Genomic DNA, 14,718 nt, shown 5'->3' on the forward strand with positions numbered 1-14,718 from the left:
TTTACTTACTTCAATTTACTTAGATATTTAATTCCTAAACAAACCCTAAATGAAGTGTAATTAATACCGAAATTCCTAAAGGACTTATCCATCTGTTTTTAAAGAAATTTATCCATTAACGTTGATACAAAAAAAAGTATTTATTGGCTCAGATCAAATTTATTCCCAGATAATTAATTATGATCACACCCTATTGTAAAATTGATTTTTTGATATTCACTATTTCGCCGTCAGGATTGAAATATTAATAGCAGCGCAGTTCATGGCTTATGGAAAAGTATATGACTCACTCAACTTCATCTGTAAAAACGAATGCCAGCCCCTCTTCTTCTGTCGCGACAGAAAACAAAAACTGGTATCAGATTAGTGGTAACGACGCCATGCAGCGTCTGGGAACTGGCGAGAATGGCCTGACCCGGCACGATGCCAGCGAGCGTCTGAAAGAATATGGCCCGAACGCCTTACCGGAAAAAGCCGCCAAAAGCGCCCTGATGCGTTTTCTGGCGCACTTCAATGATGTCCTGATTTATATCCTGCTCGCGGCTGCCATCGTCACCGGTGCCATGGGACACTGGGTGGACACGCTGGTGATTTTGGGCGTGGCCGTCATCAATGCGCTGATCGGTTTTTTGCAGGAAAACAGCGCTGAGAAATCGCTGAAAAGCATTCAGAATATGCTGTCAAGTCAGGCAGTTGTCATGCGTGACGGACAGATACAAACCATCAATGCCGACCAGCTGGTGCCCGGTGATATCGTGCAGTTGCGCCCGGGAGATAAAATCCCGGCGGACTTGCGCATTGTCAGCGCGCATAACCTGCAGGTCGAAGAAGCCATTCTGACCGGTGAATCCACCGTGGTGGTGAAAAACGCACAGGTCATTGACGATGAAGTCATGATCGGCGACCGCCACAACCTGCTGTTCTCCGGCACCATGATCAGTGGCGGCACCGCAACCGGTGTGGTTTATGCCACAGGTAAAGACACCGAACTGGGTCACATCAACCAGATGATGTCGTCGATTACGCCGCAGCGCACCCCGCTGTTGCAGCAAATCGACAAACTGGGCAAAGGCATTTTCGCCCTGATTCTGCTGATGATGGCGTTCCTGTTTGTCTTCGCCTTTATCCTGCGCGATATGCCATTGGGCGAACTGCTGTTGTCGCTGATTAGCCTGGCCGTGGCTTCGGTTCCCGAAGGTTTACCGGCGATTATCTCGATTATTCTCTCCCTTGGCGTGCAGTCGATGGCGCGTAATCACGCCATTATCCGCAAGCTGCCGACAGTCGAAACACTCGGCTCCATGACGGTTATCTGCTCGGATAAAACCGGCACGCTGACCATGAATGAAATGACTGTGAAAGCCGTCATTCTGGCAGACCGCGCTTATCAGGTTGAAGGCGAAAGCTATCAGCCTAAAGGCCGGATTGTTGACGCACAAACCCGGCAACAGATTGATGTCACTCATACACCGGTGCTCAATACCTTCATCACTACAGTTGATTTATGCAACGACAGCCAACTGATGCAGGACGATAAAGGCCACTGGGGCATTACCGGCGGGCCGACTTCCGGCGCACTGAAAGTGCTGGCGGCGAAATCAAACCTGAATACCGGCAAAGTCGAGCCGCTGGATAAAATCCCGTTCGATTCCAAACACAAATACATGTCGACACTGCAACGCATCAACGGCAAAACCCGGTTGTTCGTGACCGGCGCACCGGACGTACTGTTCTCTTTAGCCTCGTTTGAACTGACCGAAAACGGCGTGCAGCCTTTCCGCCGGGAATACTGGGAAGAAGAGATGGCGCGCTATGCCCGTCAGGGTCTGCGCATGGTCGCTGCGGCATTGAAAGATGAGCCGGAAATCGGTGGCGACCTGAACCATAGCCATCTGCAACAGGGTCTGATTTTTGTCGGTATCGCTGGCATGATGGATCCCCCTCGCCCGGAAGCCATTGATGCGATTGCCCAGTGTCAGCAGGCCGGGATCCGCGTGAAGATGATCACCGGCGACCATCAGGAAACCGCGATGGCCATCGGCAAAATGTTAGGGATTGGCAACAGCAGTGATTCCATCACCGGTTACCAGCTCGAGCATATGGATGATGCAGAACTGGCCGCTGCCGCCAGCCAGTATGATATTTTCGCCCGTACCAGTCCCGAGCATAAATTACGGCTGGTAAAAGCGTTACAGGATGACGGTGAAGTGGTCGGAATGACCGGTGACGGTGTCAACGATGCGCCCGCGTTGAAACAGGCTGACGTCGGTATCGCGATGGGGATCAAAGGCACCGAAGTTACCAAAGAAGCCGCTGACATGGTGCTGACCGATGACAACTTCGCGACCATCGCCAGCGCGGTCAGGGAAGGTCGTCGCGTTTACGACAACCTGAAGAAAACCATTCTGTTTATTCTGCCGACTAACCTCGCGCAGGGACTACTGATTATCCTGGCCATTCTGGCCGGGGCAGTCATCCCGCTAACGCCGGTTCAGATCTTGTGGATGAACATGGCGACGTCGACCACGCTGTCCTTCGGTCTGGCCTTTGAGCCGGGTGAGAAAGGCATGATGAGGCGCCGTCCGCGCGCGCCGGGTCAGCACGTTCTCGACCTGCATGCTGTCTGGCGTATCGCCTTCGTGGGTATTCTGATTGCCTGCAGTGCCTTTGTGCTGGAAGCCTGGATGCAACCGCGTGGTTACAGCAGCGATTTGATCCGTACCGTGCTGTTACAGACGCTGGTCACCGCGCAGTGGGTGTATATGTTTAACTGCCGCGTAATGGACCGTTTCCCGCTGACGCGCGAAGTGTTCGTCAACAAAGGGTTATGGATTGTTTCCGGTGTCTTACTGCTCCTGCAACTGGCGTTGATTTATCTGCCAGTCATGAACCAGTTGTTTGGCACCGTGCCGATGCCACTGAAATTCTGGGGGATCACGCTGGTGGTTGGCGCGATGATCTTCGTGATCGTCGAAATCGAGAAATGGCTGGTTAACCGCTTCATCCGCAAGAAAGTCTGACGATTTATGCTTATGCCGGGTTACCTTGTGTAACCTGGCTTTTTCACATAAAAAACGTCACAATTCTGAAACTTTAGTCTTTTCCCCGCTCAATTCGTCTCAAAGATCTCACAAAACGTCCCAAAGCCCATTCTGCTGATTTACATCAATTCTTTACCGCCTTATTACTCTCTCCAGGGGCATCCCTTCTCACAGCAATGTTAGTTTTGCCAGCGTCCGGCAACTTTTACGGGAATGCCCCATCGCTATACGATCAGTTTTATAAAAACGAGCTCTCTGGCTGTACCGCAGTCAAACAAAGGCCAACAAACAGGTAACACACAATGTCATCGCTCATTGTAGATAAGTGCTATTACACACAGCTGGCATTGCATTCGCTATTGCAATTAAACGGACAACATCCGAAAGATATTCTTTCGCTTAAGGACATCGACGAACTGCAAGCGACGTGCAATTCCCTGACGCCTGAAATCATCTTCGTGAATGAAGATTGCTTTACGTCTGATGCGCAATCAGGTCACGTTCTGCGGGAGGTGATCGACGCGCATCCCGGTACGCTTTTTTTTGTTTTCATTTCCAAGGAAAACCTGAATTATCAGAACTATGTGCCGATCCGTAAAAACATCATTATTTTGTCAAAATCCATCCGGACAGCCACTATTTATCAGTTGATTGCCCATAACCTGCTGCTGGCGCGCTCGGCAGAAACGGAACAACCGCTGGATCTCACGCCGGTCAGCCTGAGCCGGACTGAATCCAGTATTCTGAAAATGTGGATGTCGGGGCTGAACACGCAAAACATTTCTCAGCACCTGAATATCAAGCAAAAAACGGTGGCGTCACACAAAGGCAATATCAAGCGCAAAGTAAAAACTCAGAATAAACAGGCTATTTATCATGTTGTTAAACTCACCGACATTCTGACATCCGGGATGTTTGTCGGGCGTACTCAGCCACTGCGCCCGGACCGCGAAACGGATGAATTCACCATTCCGTTCGGCTGATTTCTCCGCCACCTGCCGCCCGCCAGCAACATTCTTGCCTTACTGTGAACCTGATGGTTGGGAACCCGACTGAAACACGCTAAACTTCGCAGTCGGAACCCTTATCAGTCATGCCGCAATCAGGCGGGGCTGGCTTTAATTTGCCGCAGCGCCTGCCCTTCGCAGACAGCGCGCGGCCCGCAGAGAAAGAGGCTCAAAACAACGTGGCTCAATACGTATATTCCATGCATCGTCTCGGCAAAGTTGTTCCGCCGAAGCGTCATATTCTTAAGAACATCTCCCTGAGTTTCTTCCCTGGCGCCAAAATCGGTGTTCTGGGTCTGAACGGTTCAGGTAAATCCACGCTGCTGCGCATCATGGCCGGGATCGATACTGACATCGAAGGTGAAGCACGTCCGCAGCCAGATCTGAAAATCGGTTATCTGCCGCAGGAACCGCAACTGAACATGGAACACACCGTGCGTGAGTCCGTGGAAGAAGCCGTTTCTGAAGTCGTTGGCGCGTTAAAACGTCTCGATGAAGTGTATGCGCTGTACGCCGAACCGGACGCTGATTTCGACAAACTGGCGGCCGAACAGGGCAAGCTGGAAGAAATCATTCAGGCACATGATGGCCATAACCTGAACAGCCAGCTCGAACGTGCCGCCGATGCGCTGCGTCTGCCGGACTGGGATGCGAAAGTGGCAAACCTGTCCGGTGGTGAACGCCGCCGTGTGGCACTTTGCCGCCTGCTGCTCGAAAAGCCGGACATGCTGCTGCTCGACGAACCGACCAACCACCTGGATGCCGAATCCGTGGCATGGCTGGAACGCTTCCTGCATGACTTCGAAGGCACCGTTGTGGCGATTACCCATGACCGTTACTTCCTCGATAACGTGGCAGGCTGGATCCTGGAACTTGACCGCGGTGAAGGTATTCCGTGGGAAGGTAACTACTCCACCTGGCTGGAACAAAAAGATGCTCGTCTGGCGCAGGAAGCGTCTTCTGAAGCGGCCCGTCGTAAGTCTATTGAGAAAGAGCTGGAGTGGGTTCGTCAGGGCGCGAAAGGCCGTCAGTCTAAAGGCAAGGCACGTCTGGCACGCTTTGAAGAGCTGAATAACACCGAATACCAGAAACGTAACGAAACCAACGAACTGTTCATTCCACCGGGTCCGCGCCTGGGCGACAAAGTTGTCGACGTGAAAAACCTGAGCAAGTCTTACGGTGATCGCGTTCTGATCGACGACCTGTCCTTCTCCGTGCCGAAAGGCGCAATCGTCGGCATTATCGGCCCGAATGGTGCCGGTAAATCCACGCTGTTCCGTATGATGTCAGGTCAGGAAGAAGCGAACGGCGGCACCATCGAGCTGGGTGACACCGTGAAACTGGCCTCTGTGGATCAGTTCCGTGATTCCATGGATAACAGCAAAACCGTATGGGAAGAAGTGTCCGGTGGTCAGGACATCATGCGCATCGGCACCACTGAAATGCCAAGCCGCGCCTATGTGGGCCGCTTCAACTTCAAAGGTGTTGATCAGGGCAAACGCGTTGGCGAGTTGTCCGGTGGTGAACGTGGTCGTCTGCATCTGGCAAAACTGTTGCAGGTTGGCGGTAACATGTTGCTGCTCGATGAACCGACCAATGACCTCGACATCGAAACCTTGCGCGCACTGGAAAACGCCTTGCTGGAGTTCCCTGGCTGCGCGATGGTCATTTCCCATGACCGCTGGTTCCTCGACCGTATCGCGACGCACATCCTCGATTATCAGGATGAAGGTAAAGTCGAATTCTTCGAAGGTAACTTCACCGAATACGAAGAATACAAAAAACGTACTTTAGGTGCTGAAGCGTTAGAACCGAAGCGCATCAAGTACAAAAAGATGATCAAGTAATCGTCTTTCGCCTGAATATAAGGCCCGGAAACGGGCCTTTTTTATGCCTCCAATTCACTGAAATCTAGCCTGCCAGCGCCTCGCTGTAACTCTTCGCAAAGCCATATTCTTCCAGCATAAACTCAATAAAACAGGCCAGTGCCGGAGAATTCAGTTTTCGTCCCGGATAGACCAGATACAGATCATTCCCTTCCGCTTCCCATTCCGGTAAGACGCGCACCAGTGTGCCTTTCGCCACTTCGTCATGGCATAAAAATGCCGGTAACAGCGTGATACCTGCGCCTGCCAGCGCGCATTCCCGCGCATACAACAAATTGTCGGTGGTATGCGCCGCAGGCAGCAGCCAGCGGTGCCAGGTGTCGCCGCGATGTAGCACCCATTCCGACCACGCCCGGTGCGCGATACAGTGATGCGACGCCAGTTGCTGCGGCGAATCCAGCGACGGGTGCTGCGCCAGATACGCCGGCGAAGCCAGCAGGTAACGCGGGCTGTGCCCCAGTTCGCGGCCAATCAGCGAGGAATCCTGTGGTTTACCCGTACGCAGCGCGATATCAAACCCTTCCTGCACCAGATCGACCAGCGCATCGGAAACGGAGACTTCCAACGACACATCGGGATAACGCTTCTGAAACTCAACGTTCATGCGCGCCAGCAACGTCGCGCCGAGCCCCGCCGGACTGGTGATCCGCAGCCGTCCGCTCGGGTTATCGCGTAAACGGCGGATGGCCAGTTCTGCCCGTTCGCTGGCCTGCATCATCTCCTGACAGTGGATCAGGTAGCGTTCACCGGCGAACGTCAGATTAAGCTGTCGCGTCGTGCGGTTCAGCAATCGCAGGCCGACGGACTTCTCCAGCTGGCTGATGCGATGACTGACACTCGATTTGGGCAATCCTGCGCGGCTTGCGGCCTGTGTGAAGCTGCCACACTCCGCCACCAGCGCAAACAGTGCCATATCCTGCAACTGCTTAAACATGATTGTTCACCTCAGACGAACACTTTGTTAGTTATTGTCCATCTTATCAGCTTCCCGCCGGAGGACTAGACTGTCTCTATACCTAACGGAGAGAGAGAACATGACAATCAAAGCTATTGCCGTAAACCCGAAAGATCCGGCCCATTTTATTGCTGTTGAATTGCCACAACCCGTCGCGAAGGATTACGACCTGCTGGTGGAAGTGAAAGCCGTGTCGATCAATCCGGTCGATACCAAAGTGCATAAAGGCGTGCAAAAAAGCGGTCTGGACGCGCCAAAAGTGCTGGGCTGGGATGCCAGCGGCATCGTCAAATCCGTCGGCAGCGCAGTGAAAAACTTCAAAGCCGGTGATGAAGTCTGGTACGCCGGGGATATCACCCGCTCCGGCAGCAACGCGACAGAACAACTGATCGACTCACGTATTGTGTCCGTCAAACCGCAAAGCCTGAACTGGGCTGAAGCCGCTGCCATGCCGTTAACCACGCTGACCGCCTGGGAAGCACTGTTCGAGCACCTTAAAATCCAGGACGCGTCTGCCGATAAAACCCTGCTGATCATCGGCGGGGCCGGTGGCGTGGGTTCGCTTGCGATCCCGTTCGCGTCACTGCGCAGCAAAGTGAAAGTTATTGCCACTGCTTCGCGTCCGGAATCCGCACAATGGTGTCTGGATCGCGGTGCGGATCTGACCGTGAACTATAAAGATCTGAAAGGTGAACTGGCCAAACACGACATCAGACAGGTGGATTTCATTCTGTGCCTGAATGACACTGACGGTCACTGGGAAGCGATCTCTGATCTGATCGCACCGATGGGTCACATCTGTACCATCGTTGAAAATGAACATCCGCTGGATATGAATAAACTGAAGCTGAAAAGTGCCGCACTGCACTGGGAACTGATGTACACCCGCAGCATGTTTACCACGCCGGATATTGCCGAACAGGGCGAAATTCTTAAGCAGGTCGCGGCGCTGGTTGATGAAGGCAAAGTACAAACCACACTGAGTGAAACCCTTTCTGGCCTGACAGTGGAAAGCATCGAAGCCGCCCACGCCAAAGTGCTCGACGGCCATATGCAAGGTAAAGTCGTCGTCGCCTTCTAAGCACGATGCCGCTTTAAAAGAAAAGCCCCGTCACTTTCATGGCGGGGCTTTTTCATTCACGTATGTCCCCTATTCGCCATCGTCCACTTTTTGCCATTTGGCATCGGGGTCAAACGCCGTGATCGCTTTTGCCGCAGCGTCGGTATGCTCGCCTAAATCCTGCTGATATACCTCGCCCTGCTGATTGATCATAAAACTGGTTACGCCGGTATGGCCGTAAACCGCCGGCCAGGCGATCAGCGCAAAACCTTTGGTCATCTTGCCATTTTCGATGTAACTGTACGCTCCGCCGCTGGCGTTTGCGCCCTGCGCGGTGAGGATGCGGTAAAAGTAGCCGTGATAATCCGATCCCGGCTGATCATTGCCAAAGGCCGGACCTAACGGGCTGGGCGCTTCGCCCTGTTTCACCGGCCAGTACAGGCCGTCATGCTGGCCTTCCGTGCTGATAAAGCGCTGAGCATATTGCCCGGCAATCTGCTGATATTCGTGCTGCGCATCGGCGTAAGCGGAAACCGCCTGAATGGCGGAAAGCTCATTGCGGCCAATAGCACGGGTTTCGATTTCGGCGGCACCGGCGGCCATATCAAATGACCAGCCCTGCGCCGTGTGTTTCATCGGGATCGGCAACTGCCAGTTTTCCGGCCCGACATTCAGGTGTGCGGTGTCGCCGTGTTCTGCGATTTTATGGCTGATATGCCAGTCACGCAGAAAACGCGCCACCTCATCCGGATCCACCTCTTTTGGCGGCAGATACTCCTGCCAGTTATTCCCGAGAAGCTTTTGCATAGACGCATCATCGTGCGCTTCAATGGCTTTTACCAGTGCCTGCGCGGCAAGTTCCGGGGTGGTGAACGTCTGCTGTGCGAAACCGGTTAAAGGCAGCAACATCAGACCTGTGGAAATTAAAAAATTACGCAATCTCTTCATGACTTTTCCTCGTCAGTCTAGCGACGGTGCAAATGAGCTGGCTCTGTATTGGCAGGGCGTGACTGCTGGAAGTTCCGCATATGCTCGCGGCTCTGATTACCCCGCGATTGCTGCTGTTGCCACGACGGCCCGCGGCTGGAGTTACCGCTGAATGCCGTGCTGCGTGATGCATTAAGATTCTGCCGCTGATGCTGGTTGATTTGCTGTACTGGCTGGCGCTTAGCATTGTGTTGAGACAGTGGCTGGTGCTGCGGCACCTGACGACTGGCCGGATTATGCATACCGGCAGCCGGTGCTGAATGCGGCAGGTTTCGCTGCTGGGTATGCCCCTGTGTCTGCAGCGTATTCTGATGCTGATTCATCACCGATGCCGCCTGTTGACGGCGCTGATCCAGATTTTGATTCTGCACACCGCCGTTGTTACGCCCGACCGCGTTGTTGTCGAAACCACGATAGTTATTACGCTGCGCCGCCTTGCTCAGCACCTGGTTTTGTGTCGCACCGTTCAGGTTTGCGCCGTGATTTGGCAGCCCTGCGTTGTAGGTCGGATTGTGCTGCCAGCCCGTGGTATTCGCATTTCCAGCAGGGTTGATCCCATTATTGTTGCCCGAGATACGGTTGTAATTGTTGACGTTCACATTGACATAATTGTTCTGCGAACCACCGTGATGATCATAATCATCGTGATGATGATCATCATCGTCCCAGTCAATACTACCGAAAATGGCATAAGTCGCTGCCACACCGACACCAAACCCGATGCCAGACGCCACACCGTTAACAAACTGCTGTCCCGGAGGAGGTGGCAGATACACCGGCGGATAGGCTGGTGTCGGCCATGCGCCATACACCACATTCGGGTTGTAGCTCGGTACGTAAACAACCTGAGGATCCGCTGGCTCAATCACGATGGTTTGCTGCGCAGGCGCACTTTTCACCACAGTGGTTGAGCTGCTTTGTGCCGCCGGTTTAGGTTTGACTGTCACGGTCTGCTGCGGCGTGCTTTTCAGTGCCCCGCTGCTTTGTGCCACCTGACGGAATTTCTGCACGGTATTCATCACGTCGTCCGGTTGTGCCAGAAACGCGTTACCCAGATTCTGCACCCATGCCGGATCTTCTCCCATCAGCGCCAGCAATTGCGGGAAAGCCACCAGCGATTTCACACTCGGATCCCACGGCTCATTCGCCACCTGAGCGACGGCAGCGTCGCCCTGGTTTTGCGGATGGTCGCGTGACCATTGTACTGCCTGAATCACGTTAGTGGGATAAGTCGATGCCATGAGTACCTGTGAAAGCAGGCTGTCAGGATAAAGCGCAACAGGAGCCACCCACTGGTCGAGCTGAGCTTGTGTAAATGCCGCAGGTGCAACGGGTGCAGGAACCGGGGCTGCTGGCGGAGGAACGGCGGCTGATGCAGGCGGAGGCGCAGTCTGCGCCGTGGTTTCGGCCTGACTGCTGACCGGAAGCCAGCCTTGTATAAACATCACACTGGCCAGAGCAAATGCCCCTGCGCCGCACAATACTGCGATACCCCAGGGCTTGAATGATAAATTCATTCGGATCACCTTAGAAAGCCTCAGCGGGAATGAGAGGCAGATTGAATGAGTATAATCGGATAAATAAAACTCAACGGCCGCCACTGTATTTTTATTTCATGTCAGGGATTTACGCATAAAATGCGCAATAAAAAGCCTTAAAAAAAGCACACACACAATCCAATGAATAATAAGGATATTTAATTTTACAGTGTTACAAACTGAATTAATAAAATGACCAGAAAAGATAATCAGATCAATTAATTAATAATTGTGAGAGATAAATAATATATAAAATATTCATAGTGTGAATAATAAAAAAGCGCGTATTCCGGAGAACACACGCTTTCTTATTGCTGCTTGTTGATCAGCTCACAGGCGGCTCATTCAGCCGGCTGGTATCTGCTGCCAGCATATTCTGCACCAGCTCCACACATTCGAGAAAACGCTGGTCATAATCCGATGATTCAACGTGAACATAATCGACGTTGTTCTGTTTCAGCATGTCGATCAGCAGGTTCTGGAAAGACATCCGGTCAGACGTACTTCCCAGACTACGCAGGCCATCAGCGACCCACGGTGTATTGTTTTCAAGCAAGATAACCAGATCAAACCGGTATTCATCCATCAGCGCCTGCACGAACGGATGCTCACGCCCTTCATATTTTTTGCAGAAGGCCTGCGTGGTCAGAAAATCGGTATCAATAAACGCCACTTTATTGGCATATTTCACCGCGAAATCAATGTACTGCGCCTGACCGAGCGCGATTTTATCGTAATCTGAATATTGCAGCGCCATTTCGTCGCCACCAAGATGCGAGAAAACATAATCGCGGCCATATTCCCAGGCGCTGGTAGTGTTGAAGATATTGGCTAACTTGTTGACCAGCGTGGATTTTCCGCTGGATTCGCCACCTAAAATCGCCACGGTACGCACGAAGAACGGCTTCACTTCTGTCGGAATATAATCCCAGTAACGGAACGGATCCTGACGGATCTGGCGGCCACTGATATTCATAAAGGAGCGTTTCGGGTCAATCAGCACCGTTTCAATACCCAGATGTTCACGGTACTGCGGCGCATCAGCTTCTTCGCTGGAATAAATGGTATTGGGTTCAATGCCTTTCTGGCTCATGAACTCTTTAATGCCACGGCCCCAGACGTCCCAGCCGTGCGGATACGGCTCCATCCCCTCTTCGTTAAAGGCATGAATGCGGATGTTTTTCTGGTATTTGAAGGTCTGTAATAACCAGCGCAGGCGGTCGCTGACTGTAGGCTGCTGAGACATCGAACTGTTCTCAAACAGCTCGCGATCACGCGGCTCGTCATAGCCCATGATGATATGCAGTTCATCAACCTGACTGCAGGCGCGCTGGATCAGATAGATATGGCCGGTGTGCAGCGGATAAAACTTACCGAACACCACGCCGATATTCTTCTCGCGACGGGGAAACTCAAGATCCAGAAAGCGGTGCAACGCCTCGAGCTTTTGGGCGCTGGGACTTTTTATCTTTGCATTCAACAACTGGCTGAGATAACCCTTGGTCATCCCGCTGGCTTCGGCCACCTGTTGCAGCGTGCGTCCCTGTTGTTTTATCGCGGTTTTTAGATAGTCGAACTGTGACATGCCTTGTCCTCAGGTTTTTTTTACTAAACAAAAAATAGCACAAAGGCACTGAGCTGCGACAGCGGTTAACCGTTACAAATCGTCGAGGATCGCCAGCGCATCAGCCAGTTTTTTGACGCCAAACACCTGCATACCGGCGGGCACTTTTTTTGGCACGTTGGCATGCGGCACAATGGCGCGTTTAAAACCGTGCTTCGCCGCTTCGGTGATCCGCTCCTGACCGCTCGGTACCGGGCGAATTTCCCCCGCCAGCCCGACTTCGCCGAACACCACTAAATCCTGCGGCAGCGGACGGTCACGCAGGCTGGACACCAGCGACATCAGCAGCGCCAGGTCAGCACTGGTTTCGGTGACTTTCACGCCGCCGACCACGTTAACAAACACATCCTGATCCGCCATCTGCAAGCCGCCATGACGGTGCAGCACGGCCAGTAATATCGCCAGACGATTTTGCTCCAGACCGACCGCCACACGACGCGGATTGCCCATCATCGACTGATCGACCAGCGCCTGAACCTCAACCAGCAACGGACGCGTCCCTTCCCACAACACCATCACGGAACTGCCGGAGGTGATTTCATCGCCACGGCTGAGGAAAATCGCCGACGGGTTGCTGACTTCACGCAATCCCTGCTCGGTCATGGCAAATACGCCCAGTTCGTTCACGGCACCAAAGCGGTTTTTGTGGCTGCGCAGCGTACGGAAACGCGAATCAGCATCGCCGTCGAGCAGCACGGAACAGTCGATACAGTGCTCGAGCACTTTCGGCCCCGCCAGTGAACCGTCTTTAGTGACATGGCCGACCATGACGATCGCCACGCCGCGCGTTTTAGCGAAACGGGTGAGGTAAGCCGCCGTTTCACGCACCTGCGCAACCGTCCCCGGCGACGACTGGATATCCGCCATGTGCATCACCTGAATGGAGTCGATCACCATTAGTTTCGGCTGTTCTTTATCCGCTATTTCGCAAATCTGTTCGATGCTGGTTTCCGACAACATATTCATGTTAGCCGTCGGCAGACCCAGACGGTGTGCACGCATCGCCACCTGCTGCAAAGATTCTTCCCCGGTGACGTACAGGGTTTTCATGTTTTCGCTGAGATGACACAGAATTTGCAGCAGCAGCGTACTTTTACCTGCGCCGGGGTTACCACCAATCAGAATCGCACTGCCCGGCACTACGCCGCCGCCTAATACACGGTCAAACTCTTTAAAACCGGTGCTGAAACGCGGAAGTTCATCAAGGCTGATATCAGAAAGTTTCTGTACGCGGCTGACGCCCGCATCACCGGCGTAACCGGTGAGACGTTCATTACGCGCTACAGTCGGAGAAGCGGCCAAACGGATTTCAGTAATGCTGTTCCAGGCCTGACAGGCACTACACTGCCCTTGCCAGCGCGGATAGTCTGCGCCACATTCATTACACACAAATGCACGTTTTGCTGCTTTTGCCACAACTTACCTCTTTGTATTGATTAAGACTGACTACCACTTAAAATGCAGAGAACGCCAAGAAGATCGGCATGACGGATGCATACTGCGGCCTGTTCGTAGACTTTCGGTTTGGCGTGATAAGCAATGCCCATGCCCGCTACCGCCATCATTTTCAGGTCATTCGCGCCGTCGCCGATAGCGACGGTTTGCTCATGGGAAATACCCAGTTTTTCCGCCAGTTTCAGCAGGGTATCTGCTTTATATTGCGCATCGACGATTGGCCCGATCACACGGCCGGTCAGTTTACCTTCACGGATTTCCAGCTCGTTCGCGGCCACGTCGACCAGATTCAGCTGATCACGCAGGTATTCGGCATAATACGTAAAACCACCGGAAGCAATCGCCACATGCCAGCCCGCTTCCTGCAGACGCTGAACCATGACGGTCAGGCCCGGCATCAGCGGCAGGGTTTCACGCACCTGCTGGAGAATGCTGGCATCCGCATCTTTCAGTGTCGCGACACGCTGACGCAGACTCGCGGCGAAATCCAGTTCGCCGCGCATGGCGCGCTCAGTGACTTCAGCCACCTGCTCACCGACGCCAGCCAGTTTGGCAATTTCATCGATGCATTCAATCTCAATCGCGGTAGAATCCATGTCCATAACCAGCAGGCCCGGCGCACGCAGATACGGCACTTTCCCCAGCTGAGCAACATCAAATTCAAAGGATTCGGCGAGAAGCTGTACATCAGCGGTGAGTGAACCGGCCAGACGCACAACTTGATAACCTTCGACTGCCCAGGCGCTCACAATCACCAACGCGCGGCCTAACCGGCGCTGGAACAGCGTAATACTCTTCTTATCGAGTTTTCTTCCATAAAGGAGCCATCCGGTATGCCCCGCCCGGTAATCCAGCGGCATGACTTCGTCACCGCTCAGTGAAAGGGGAAGTCCCGGCCATTGGTGGATCTCCGCAGGAAGATCGCAATAGGTCAGACTGTTTGGCATGATGGCTCCTGTAGGGCGTTATGGCATTAAGAAAAACAAATATCACGATTTACCCAAAATCATTCAGTTGACTCAAGGCAGCAACTGAATGCACCTCCGGGAACTGACACGGGTCAGTGACCGGTATAAATGAAAGCAGCAGCTTGAAGGATGCCGGGTAAAAACTGGCATCAAGCTACCTTATCGTAGCGGCTTCTGGCAACATAAAGTCATCGAAA

Annotated in this window: 10 protein-coding genes; 4 read left to right on the forward strand and 6 right to left on the reverse strand. The window is 53.1% G+C overall.

Features of this window, described 5'->3' with window-relative positions:
• Positions 1-281: 281 nt before the first annotated feature.
• From UC14_RS04015 to ettA, 3 genes are all read left to right on the forward strand, one after another.
• Positions 282-3,020, forward strand: a complete 2,739-nt coding sequence (locus UC14_RS04015; RefSeq protein ID WP_112197265.1) for a cation-transporting P-type ATPase — start codon at positions 282-284, stop codon at positions 3,018-3,020.
• Between the two features lie 323 nt (positions 3,021-3,343).
• On the forward strand, positions 3,344-4,024 hold the full coding sequence (gene rcsA, locus UC14_RS04020; RefSeq protein ID WP_013577087.1) for a transcriptional regulator RcsA: 681 nt from the start codon (positions 3,344-3,346) through the stop codon (positions 4,022-4,024).
• A gap of 203 nt (positions 4,025-4,227) precedes the next feature.
• Positions 4,228-5,895, forward strand: coding sequence for an energy-dependent translational throttle protein EttA (gene ettA, locus UC14_RS04025; protein WP_015690481.1), 1,668 nt, complete (start codon positions 4,228-4,230; stop codon positions 5,893-5,895).
• A 64-nt stretch (positions 5,896-5,959) separates the two neighbouring features.
• Here ettA and UC14_RS04030 read toward each other — a convergent pair whose 3' ends face one another.
• Positions 5,960-6,868 (reverse strand): LysR family transcriptional regulator, encoded by a 909-nt coding sequence (locus tag UC14_RS04030; RefSeq protein ID WP_013577089.1) that lies wholly within the window; start codon positions 6,866-6,868, stop codon positions 5,960-5,962.
• 100 nt (positions 6,869-6,968) lie between these two features.
• Here UC14_RS04030 and UC14_RS04035 point away from each other — a divergent pair, with 100 nt between their 5' ends.
• Positions 6,969-7,970 carry a zinc-binding alcohol dehydrogenase family protein gene (locus UC14_RS04035; RefSeq protein ID WP_037033476.1) on the forward strand — a complete coding sequence of 334 codons (1,002 nt, stop codon included), beginning with the start codon at positions 6,969-6,971 and terminating at the stop codon, positions 7,968-7,970.
• Between the two features lie 69 nt (positions 7,971-8,039).
• On the opposite strand, the gene UC14_RS04040 is transcribed toward UC14_RS04035, so the two are convergent.
• From UC14_RS04040 to serB, 5 genes are all read right to left on the reverse strand, one after another.
• Positions 8,040-8,897, reverse strand: coding sequence for a DUF2950 domain-containing protein (locus tag UC14_RS04040; protein WP_112151008.1), 858 nt, complete (start codon positions 8,895-8,897; stop codon positions 8,040-8,042).
• A gap of 17 nt (positions 8,898-8,914) precedes the next feature.
• The gene (locus UC14_RS04045; RefSeq protein WP_112197256.1) at positions 8,915-10,453 is read right to left on the reverse strand and encodes a DUF3300 domain-containing protein; all 1,539 of its coding nucleotides are present in this window, start codon (positions 10,451-10,453) and stop codon (positions 8,915-8,917) included.
• Between the two features lie 346 nt (positions 10,454-10,799).
• Positions 10,800-12,059: a multifunctional transcriptional regulator/nicotinamide-nucleotide adenylyltransferase/ribosylnicotinamide kinase NadR gene (gene nadR / locus UC14_RS04050; RefSeq protein WP_013577093.1), complete on the reverse strand. Its 1,260-nt coding sequence runs from the start codon at positions 12,057-12,059 to the stop codon at positions 10,800-10,802.
• A 72-nt stretch (positions 12,060-12,131) separates the two neighbouring features.
• Complete coding sequence (gene radA / locus UC14_RS04055) at positions 12,132-13,514, reverse strand: DNA repair protein RadA (protein ID WP_013577094.1); 1,383 nt, start codon at positions 13,512-13,514, stop codon at positions 12,132-12,134.
• Between the two features lie 20 nt (positions 13,515-13,534).
• A complete protein-coding gene (gene serB, locus UC14_RS04060; protein ID WP_013577095.1) occupies positions 13,535-14,500 on the reverse strand; it encodes a phosphoserine phosphatase in 966 nt (321 codons plus the stop codon).
• Positions 14,501-14,718 lie beyond the last annotated feature (218 nt).

The sequence above is a fragment of the Rahnella sp. NRRL B-41462 genome (assembly GCF_003263525.1).
GTDB classification, from domain to species: domain Bacteria; phylum Pseudomonadota; class Gammaproteobacteria; order Enterobacterales; family Enterobacteriaceae; genus Rahnella; species Rahnella aceris.